The sequence below is a fragment of the Phenylobacterium sp. genome (genome assembly GCF_016124325.1).
GTDB lineage: Bacteria > Pseudomonadota > Alphaproteobacteria > Caulobacterales > Caulobacteraceae > Phenylobacterium.
In genome coordinates this window covers 132398-140123 of the sequence record NZ_WGNY01000033.1, presented here as the reverse complement: position 1 = coordinate 140123, position 7726 = coordinate 132398, and the positions used below count along the sequence as shown (strand labels likewise).

Genomic DNA, 7726 nt, shown 5'->3' with positions numbered 1-7726 from the left:
GCCCGGCCAGACCTGGCTGGTGAAGCGCACGCCGTACTTGGTCAGCCGCGCGTCGCCCACATAGTCGGTCAGCATCTTGCCGGTCATGCCCATGGTCAGCATCCCGTGGGCGAACACCGAGGGATAGCCGGCCACCTTGGTCGTGAAGATCTCGTCGGTGTGCAGCGGGTTGTAGTCGCCCGAGGCGCCCGCGTACTGGACGATCTGGGTGCGCTTCAGGTCCTCGACGAGGCGGGCGGTGTGGACGTCGCCCACCTTGAGCTTGCTGGCGGAAAGCGCCATGGCTCAGGCCTCCTCTTTCTTGGCCGCGGGCTGTTCGACGGGGCGCTCGGTGCGCACGCCGACGCCGCGGGCGGTGATCACCAGCTCGCCGTCCTGGTTGCGGTATTCGGTGACGCTCTCGGAGAACACCAGCTTGCCCGAGCGGCGGCCCTCCTTCTCCCAGGTCTTGCCGGGCTTGGTGGTCGCCGTCAGCACGTCGCCGGCCCGCAGCGGGCGGTGGTATTCGTAGTGCTGCTCGGCGTGCAGCCCGCCGCCGCCTCCACCGCCGCCCCCGCCGCCGGGCGCGCGCACGATGCCCGTGGGGTTCTTGCCCGAGCCGAACCACGGCTGGCCCACCTTGGGCCGCAGGAAGTAGTCGGGGTCGAACTGGGCGCTGGCCTGGACGAAGGTGGGCGGGGCGATCACCTCGCCGGCGGCCGACTTCTTGCCCGCCTCGTCGTCGTAGTAGACCGGGTTATCGTCGCCGATCGACCGGGCGAACATCATGATGTGCCCGGCCTCGACAGGAAATCTCTTTGCGGCCATCTCGCTCCCTCTTTCGTTGTCGCCCCTAGTCAGGAACGCCCGCGCGCCGTCGTCAAGCGAGAGCCCGCGCCGAAGGCGTCTTCAATCTTCAAACCACGATTGCACGGATGGACACGGATCGGCTCGGCGCCCATCCGTGCGATCCGAGAAATCCGTGGTTCATGACCTCGCGGCTTCGCCGCTTCAGCCGGCCCGGCGTCGGCGTCTGCGGGAACGGCGCGGGGTCCCGCGCGTTGGTGTGGCCTCATCAACAGCCTGGATCGTTCATGTCCCGCAAGACCGCCGGCCTATGCCTTGGCCTGTCCGCCGCCCTCGCCCTCGGGGCCTGCACCACCACCGACCCGTACACGGGCGAACGCGTGCGCAGCAACGCGCGCACCGGGGTCCTGGCCGGCGCCGCGGGCGGCGCGCTCCTGGGCTATCTCACCAACACCAGCAAGAGCGAGCAGGGCCGCAAGAACGCCCTGATCGGCGCCGGCGTCGGCGCGCTGGCCGGCGGCGCGGTGGGCCTCTACATGGACAAGCAGCAGGCCAAGATGCGCCAGGATCTGGCGGGGTCGGGCGTCGACGTCCAGCGCCAGGGCGACAACATCGTCCTCAACATGCCGTCCGACGTGACGTTCGCCGTGGACCAGTCCGACGTGCAGAGCCGCTTCTATCCCACCCTGGACAAGGTGGCCGACACCTTGGTCGCCTATCCGCAGACGACCATCGACGTGGTGGGCCACGCCGACTCCACCGGCGCGGCCGACTACAACCAGCGGCTTTCCGAACGCCGCGCCGCCTCGGTGGCCGACTATCTGATCAGCCGCGGCGTCCTGCGCGATCGCCTCTACGTGGCCGGCCGCGGCGAGACCCAGCCCATCGCCTCCAACGCCACCGAGGCCGGCCGCGCCCAGAACCGCCGCGTCGAAATCGTCGTGCGGCCCTTCACCGGCTAGACGGCGGGCGGCGTCGCCGCCTAGGCCTCCAGCGCCCGCTTCAGGAGGTCGAGCGCGGCGGCGGCGAAGGCGACCATGTTGGCCGAGCGGTCCTCCGATCCGGTCTCGATGGTCAGCACAGCCTCCACCGGCCCGGCGATCGCCACGCAGGTGTGGCCCGCGGCGTCGCCGTAGCCGTTGCCCGTGGGCCCCGCCGCGCCGGTCTCCGAGATCCCCCAGGTCGCGCCGTATCGCTCGCGCGCGTTGTTGGCCAGGAGCAGCGCATAGGGTTCGCTGGCCGAGCGCATCCCCGCCAGCGCCTCCTTGGGAATGTCGGTCAGCAGCACGCGCGCCTTGGGCGTGTAGACCACCGCGCCGCCCAGGTAGTAGGCGCTGGCCCCCGGCACGGAGAGCAGCGCCGCCGAGATCAGCCCGCCCGACGAGCTCTCGTTCACCGCGATCTTCTCGCCGCGTTCCTTGAGCATCGCCCCGATCGCGGCCGCCAGGGCCTCCAGCTCGTCCATACCCGTCCTTCCACTTGGCGTTCTCGCCGTTCGAGGCCCATGATGCCGAGATTGAAGCCAAGAACCATACTGCGGGAGGAATTTGATGGACGCCCAGTCGCAATGGACCGGCCTGGACGCGGGCCGGCTGGAGCGCATCACCGATCACCTGGAGCGCAACTACATCGGCCCGGGCAAGATCGCCGGCTGCCAGGTGAACGTCGCCCGCCACGGCCACATCGCCTATTCGCGCTCGTTCGGCTCCATGGACCTCGAGCGCGGCAAGCCGATGGCCGAGGACGCCATCTTCCGCATCTACTCCATGACCAAGCCGATCACCTCGGTCGCGCTGATGACGCTCTACGAGCAGGGCTACTTCCAGCTCAACGACCCGGTCAGCCGCTTCGTGCCGTCGTGGAAGGACCACCGGGTCTGGACCTCGGGCGAGGGCGACGTGATGCAGACCGAGCCGGCGCACCGGCCCGTCAGCTTCCGCGACGTGCTCAGCCACACCGCGGGCCTCACCTACGGCGGCGGCCTGCCCGGCGTGGGCATCCAGCACCCGATCGACAGGATCTACCGCGAGCTGAAGGTGCGCTCGGTGGGCGGCGCCGACACCATGCAGCAGTTCATGGACAAGCTGGGCCAGGTGCCGCTGCGCTACCAGCCCGGGACCCAGTGGATGTACTCGCTGGCCACCGACGTCTGCGGCGCCCTGGTGGAGATCATCTCGGGCAAGCCCTTCGCCCAGTACCTGCAGGAGACGATCTTCGATCCCCTGGGCATGAAGGACACCAGCTTCTTCGTGGCGCCCGACAAGCAGGACCGCTTCGCCGCCAACTACCAGCGCGGCCCCGACAAGAAGCTGAAGCTGATCGACGATCCGGGGAACAGCCCGTTCCTCGCCGACCCCGGCTTCAAGTCGGGCGGCGGCGGCCTCACGGGGACCAGCGCCGACTACCTGCGCTTCTGCGAGATGCTGCGCCGGGGCGGCGAGCTCGACGGCCACCGCATCCTCGGCCCGCGCACGCTGGAGATGATGCACATGAACCACCTGCCCGGGGGCAAGGACCTTACGCAGGTGGCCCTGGGCTCGTTCTCCGAGACCGCCAACGAGGGCGTGGGCTTCGGCCTGGGCTTCGCCTCCACCATGGGCCAGGTGGAGACGGGGACCCTGGGCGCGGGCGACTTCTACTGGGGCGGGGCGGCCTCGACGATCTTCTGGGTCGACCCGAAGGAGGACCTCAGCGTGGTCTTCATGACCCAGCTCATGCCCTCGGGCACCTTCAACTTCCGCGGCCAGCTCAAGAGCATCGTCTACGCGTCGATCATCGACTGAGCCCCACCCGTCTCACGGCTGCGCCGCGATCCACCCTCCCCACAAGGGGGAGGGAAAGATCGCCCTTCCCTCCCCTTTCATGGGGAGGGCGACTCGCCGAAGGCGCGCGGGGTGGGGTCGCTTCCGTCGTCCTGCTGACAGGCCCTGTCAGCAGGCTCGCCCTAGGTTGTCCGGGTCTCCAGCGAGGATCCGGACATGGCCTACGACGCCCACGAAGACGGACGCCGCGACTTCCACTTCCTCTACGGCCGCTGGAGCGTGCAGCACCGCCGCCTGAAGGCGCGCGGCGCCGGCTGCGCGGAGTGGGACGAGTTCGCCGGGACCAGCTTCACCCAGGGGCTGATGGACGGCCTCTGCAACGTCGAGGAGCATGACTTCCCCAGCCTGGCGGCCCAGGGCGTGGCGCTGCGCGCCTTCGACCTGGCGACCCGCCGGTGGTCGATCTACTGGGTCAGCAGCGCCTCGGGCGAACTGCAGGCGCCGGTGCGCGGCGGCTTCCGTGATGGCGTCGGCCGCTTCGAGGGCGAGGACCTCGACGGCGACCGCTCGGTCAAGGTGCGCTTCCTCTGGAGCGACATCACCCCCTCTTCGGCCCGCTGGAGCCAGGCGTTCTCGTACGACGGCGGCGCGACCTGGGAGGAGAACTGGACCATGGCCTTCACCCGGGCGGCCTGAACGGTTCGTCTTGAGCCGGCGTCCAGGAGCGCCTAAGTCGGCGCCATGCCGATGTCCCAAGACGCCCTCGAAGCCGCCCTGCGCGAAGGTTTCCCCGACGCCCAGATCGAGATCCAGGATCTCGCCGGCGACGGCGACCACTACAAGGCCCGCATCGTCTCGACCGCGTTCGCCGGCCTGCCGCGCGTTCGCCAGCACCAGCTCGTCTACGCGGCGCTCAAGGGCAAGATGGGCGGCGAACTGCACGCGCTCGCCCTGGAGACGTCCGCGCCCCAATAGCGCGCCCACCTGACGCGCTTGACCGGATGGCCCCCGCTCCCTAGCTCTTGGGCCAGAGATTTCCGCCGAAAGGGCGAGCGCCATGACCGACACCGCCGCCGATCCCGTCCACGACTGGATCGCCAAGTCCGTCGCCGAACATCCCGTCGTGCTCTTCATGAAGGGCGTGCCGGAACAGCCGCAGTGCGGCTTCTCGGCCGTGACGGTGCAGATCCTGGATCACCTCGGCGTCGACTTCGTGGGCGTGAATGTCCTGCAGAGCGACGCGCTGCGCGAGGGCATCAAGACCTATTCCGACTGGCCGACCATCCCGCAGCTCTATGTGAAGGGCGAGTTCGTCGGCGGCTGCGACATCGTGCGCGAGATGTTCCAGTCGGGCGAGCTGAAGAGCCTGTTCGAGGAACAAGGTCTCCTGGAAGGCGCGTAGGCAAAAGTGGCCGCCGGTTTTGCCGCTCGACGCGCCTTCAACCTGAAGAATCGAGCCTCCCCATCCGATTTGGACAGGTCCAAATCGGGGAGGCTCTAGCGTGACCAAGCTGCTCGAACCGCCGGAGGGCCGGCCGGTCTTCCGCCTGACGTTCGAGCCCACGCCTGACGACATCGACGACAACGGCCACGTGAACAACGTGGTCTATCTGCGCTGGGCCCAGGACATGGGCGTGGCCCACTGGCGTTCGCTCGCCTCGGCCGAGGCCCAGGCGACCTGGGCCTGGATCGCGCTGCGCCACGAAATCGACTACCGCCGCCCGCTGATGCCCGGCGAGACCGCCCAGGGGCGCACCTGGGTGGCCGAGGCGCCCGACGGCCCGCGCTTCGACCGCTTCATCCGCATCGACGGCCCCGACGGCCAGATGTGCGCCCAGGTCGTCACCACCTGGGTGCTGATCGAACAGGCCACAGGCCGCCCGCGCCGCGTGCCGGACTGGATTCCGGAGATGTTCGCCGGCGCCCCGGACTGAACAAATCGCGCCGTCAGGGGTTGCGGCCTTGGACGGGACCTGAAATGCCTCGCACGCGATGCTCGACGACTACGTAGCCGACCTGCAAAGCCAGTTCGCCTGGGCGCCGCCCTGGGTGTTCAGCCTGATCCTGATCGCGATCGCCCTCGGGGTGGCCCAGACGCTCTACGGCGGCGTCGTGCGCCTCGTGCGCCAGAGACTGCGGGCGCCCGACTCGTTCTGGCGGCCGCTGCTGATCCGCACCCGCGGGCCCGTCCGGCTGGCGCTGTGCCTGGGGGCGGTGAGCTGGGCGATCGGCGCGGCGCCCTTCCCGGCGCGCGAGGCCAGCTTCGTCCAGCACGGCCTGCTGATCGCCTTCATCATCCTGGTCGGCTGGGGCGCGATGACCGCGCTCGACATCGGTTCGGCGCTCTACCTCAACCGCTACCGCGTCGACGTCGCCGACAACCTCCTGGCGCGCAAGCACCTGACCCAGGTGCGCATCCTGCGACGCGCCATGGCGACGCTGGTGGTGCTGCTCACCGCCGCCTTCGCCTTGATGACCATCCCGGGCGTGCGGCAGCTGGGCGTCAGCCTGCTGGCGGCCGGCGGCGCGGCCGGCATCATCGTGGGCCTCGCGCTGCAGCCGGTGCTCTCCAACCTCCTGGCCGGCGTCCAGATCGCGCTCACCCAGCCGATCCGCATCGACGACGCGGTGCTGGTGGAGGGCGAGTGGGGCAACGTCGAGGAGATCGGCTCGACCTATGTGGTCATCCGCATCTGGGACCTGCGCCGCCTGATCGTGCCGCTGCGCTACTTCCTGGAGAAGCCGTTCCAGAACTGGACCCGCGAGTCGGCCGAACTGCTGGGCTCGGTGATGCTGTACGTCGACTATTCCACCCCGATCGACGCCCTGCGCGACAAGGTGAAGGCGATCCTCGACACCGCCGCGGAGTGGGACGGCAAGACCTGGGCGGTGCAGGTCACCGACCTGACCGAACGCACCATGACGGTCCGCATCCTGGCCAGCGCCGCCAACTCCGGCTCGGCCTTCGACCTGCGCTGCCGGCTGCGCGAGGACCTCGTCGCCTGGCTGCAGGAGGCCCATCCCCGCGCCCTGCCCCGCCAGCGGGTCGAGGTGGAGGCCGAAGCCGCCTCAGCTCCCCGGCCCCGTCCACGCCAGAAGCGGGTTCAGTAGGAACACCGGCGCCCGCGGCGGGAGGTTCAGCTCGTCCCAGGTGAAGCTGAGGTCGGTGCGGCCCATGGCGAACGACCTGCACGTGTCCACCCGCTTGCGCCCGAAGGCCAGCGTCAGCGCCTGGCCCCGGCGCTCCAGATAGAAGGCGAAGTCGGCCTTCTCGGTGCAGCCGTTGGACGCCACGCTGATCGTGATCCCGTCGCGGCCGGCCTGTGCGCCGTACAGCGGCTCCAACTCGGGCAGACCCGCGCCGGCGGGCGCCAGGATTTGCGGCGGGGCCGTGGCGCAGCCGGCCAGCGCCAGGGCGGCGGTGAGGAAGACGCGTCGATCCATCGCCCAACTTGGCCACAGGCGGCGCGCATGCAAAAGGCCCCGGATTGCTCCGGGGCCTTCGAAATTTCCGTCGGTCGTCGGCGCCGCTTACGACGCGTAGAATTCGACCACGAGGTTCGGCTCCATCTTCACCGGGTACGGCACTTCGGCCAGTTCCGGCGCGCGCACGAAGGTGGCGCTCATCGATTTGGTGTCGATGGTGATGTAGTCGGGCGTGTCGCGTTCCACCGACTGCAGCGCTTCCAGCACCAGGGCCATGTTGCGCGAACGCTCGCGCACCGTGACCACGTCGCCGGCCTTCACGCGGTAGGACGGGATGTTCACGCGCTTGCCGTTCACCAGCACGTGGCCGTGGTTGACGAACTGGCGGGCGGCGAACGGGGTCGGGACGAACTTGGCGCGGTAGACCACCGCGTCCAGGCGCGACTCCAGCAGCGCGATCAGGTTCTCCGAGGTGTTGCCCTTGCGGCGGGCGGCCTCGGTGTAGATGCGCAGGAACTGCTTCTCGGTGATGTTGCCGTAGTAGCCCTTCAGCTTCTGCTTGGCGCGGAGCTGGAGGCCGAAGTCCGAGACCTTGGACTTGCGGCGCTGGCCGTGCTGGCCGGGGCCGTAGGCGCGGGTGTTGATGGGAGACTTGGGCCGACCCCAGACGTTTTCGCCCATCCGGCGGTCGAGCTTGTACTTGGCGCTATGGCGCTTCGACATAGATCACTCTCATTTCGACGCGAGCCGGC

General features: G+C 69.3%; 12 protein-coding genes. 7 read left to right on the top strand and 5 right to left on the bottom strand.

Annotated elements, in window-relative coordinates:
- Both GC203_RS18910 and GC203_RS18905 read right to left on the bottom strand, forming a co-directional pair.
- A partial coding sequence (locus tag GC203_RS18910) for a MaoC/PaaZ C-terminal domain-containing protein (RefSeq protein ID WP_293457887.1) occupies positions 1-282 on the bottom strand: 282 nt, incomplete at its 3' end.
- 3 nt (positions 283-285) lie between these two features.
- A complete protein-coding gene (locus GC203_RS18905; protein WP_293457884.1) occupies positions 286-807 on the bottom strand; it encodes a MaoC family dehydratase N-terminal domain-containing protein in 522 nt (173 codons plus the stop codon).
- Positions 808-1073: 266 nt separating this feature from the next.
- Between GC203_RS18905 and GC203_RS18900 the strand changes: the two genes are divergently transcribed.
- Complete coding sequence (locus tag GC203_RS18900; protein ID WP_293457881.1) at positions 1074-1748, top strand: OmpA family protein; 675 nt, start codon at positions 1074-1076, stop codon at positions 1746-1748.
- A gap of 20 nt (positions 1749-1768) precedes the next feature.
- Here the strand turns inward: GC203_RS18900 and GC203_RS18895 are convergent, their stop codons facing one another.
- Complete coding sequence (locus GC203_RS18895; protein WP_293457879.1) at positions 1769-2251, bottom strand: CinA family protein; 483 nt, start codon at positions 2249-2251, stop codon at positions 1769-1771.
- An 85-nt stretch (positions 2252-2336) separates the two neighbouring features.
- Here GC203_RS18895 and GC203_RS18890 point away from each other — a divergent pair, with 85 nt between their 5' ends.
- The 6 genes from GC203_RS18890 to GC203_RS18865 all read left to right on the top strand — a co-directional run bounded on the left by GC203_RS18890 (position 2337) and on the right by GC203_RS18865 (position 6659).
- A complete protein-coding gene (locus GC203_RS18890; RefSeq protein ID WP_293457878.1) occupies positions 2337-3569 on the top strand; it encodes a serine hydrolase domain-containing protein in 1233 nt (410 codons plus the stop codon).
- Between the two features lie 195 nt (positions 3570-3764).
- Positions 3765-4244 (top strand): DUF1579 domain-containing protein, encoded by a 480-nt coding sequence (locus GC203_RS18885; RefSeq protein WP_293457877.1) that lies wholly within the window; start codon positions 3765-3767, stop codon positions 4242-4244.
- A gap of 45 nt (positions 4245-4289) precedes the next feature.
- Positions 4290-4523, top strand: a complete 234-nt coding sequence (locus GC203_RS18880) for a BolA family transcriptional regulator (RefSeq protein ID WP_293457876.1) — start codon at positions 4290-4292, stop codon at positions 4521-4523.
- Between the two features lie 82 nt (positions 4524-4605).
- On the top strand, positions 4606-4950 hold the full coding sequence (gene grxD, locus GC203_RS18875) for a Grx4 family monothiol glutaredoxin (protein WP_293457874.1): 345 nt from the start codon (positions 4606-4608) through the stop codon (positions 4948-4950).
- 100 nt (positions 4951-5050) lie between these two features.
- Entirely contained in the window at positions 5051-5482 is a 432-nt protein-coding gene (locus GC203_RS18870; RefSeq protein ID WP_293457872.1) for a thioesterase family protein, read from the top strand.
- Between the two features lie 58 nt (positions 5483-5540).
- Positions 5541-6659, top strand: coding sequence for a mechanosensitive ion channel domain-containing protein (locus GC203_RS18865; RefSeq protein ID WP_293457871.1), 1119 nt, complete (start codon positions 5541-5543; stop codon positions 6657-6659).
- On the opposite strand, the gene GC203_RS18860 is transcribed toward GC203_RS18865, so the two are convergent.
- A complete protein-coding gene (locus GC203_RS18860; RefSeq protein WP_293457870.1) occupies positions 6618-6992 on the bottom strand; it encodes a hypothetical protein in 375 nt (124 codons plus the stop codon). The two genes, GC203_RS18865 and GC203_RS18860, sit on opposite strands and share 42 nt — an antisense overlap.
- Positions 6993-7079: 87 nt before the next feature.
- Positions 7080-7697 (bottom strand): 30S ribosomal protein S4, encoded by a 618-nt coding sequence (gene rpsD / locus GC203_RS18855; protein WP_293457869.1) that lies wholly within the window; start codon positions 7695-7697, stop codon positions 7080-7082.
- Between the last annotated feature and the right edge of the window lie 29 nt (positions 7698-7726).

Bases quoted from the DNA above. Each gene is read 5' to 3' on its own strand.
- GC203_RS18885 (WP_293457877.1), top strand. From the start codon at position 3,765: ATGGCCTACGACGCCCACGAAGACGGACGCCGCGACTTCCACTTCCTC.
- GC203_RS18900 (WP_293457881.1), top strand. From the start codon at position 1,074: ATGTCCCGCAAGACCGCCGGCCTATGCCTTGGCCTGTCCGCCGCCCTC.
- GC203_RS18890 (WP_293457878.1), top strand. From the start codon at position 2,337: ATGGACGCCCAGTCGCAATGGACCGGCCTGGACGCGGGCCGGCTGGAG.
- GC203_RS18860 (WP_293457870.1), bottom strand. From the start codon at position 6,992: ATGGATCGACGCGTCTTCCTCACCGCCGCCCTGGCGCTGGCCGGCTGC.
- rpsD (WP_293457869.1), bottom strand. From the start codon at position 7,697: ATGTCGAAGCGCCATAGCGCCAAGTACAAGCTCGACCGCCGGATGGGC.
- GC203_RS18895 (WP_293457879.1), bottom strand. From the start codon at position 2,251: ATGGACGAGCTGGAGGCCCTGGCGGCCGCGATCGGGGCGATGCTCAAG.
- grxD (WP_293457874.1), top strand. From the start codon at position 4,606: ATGACCGACACCGCCGCCGATCCCGTCCACGACTGGATCGCCAAGTCC.
- GC203_RS18880 (WP_293457876.1), top strand. From the start codon at position 4,290: ATGCCGATGTCCCAAGACGCCCTCGAAGCCGCCCTGCGCGAAGGTTTC.
- GC203_RS18865 (WP_293457871.1), top strand. From the start codon at position 5,541: ATGCTCGACGACTACGTAGCCGACCTGCAAAGCCAGTTCGCCTGGGCG.
- GC203_RS18905 (WP_293457884.1), bottom strand. From the start codon at position 807: ATGGCCGCAAAGAGATTTCCTGTCGAGGCCGGGCACATCATGATGTTC.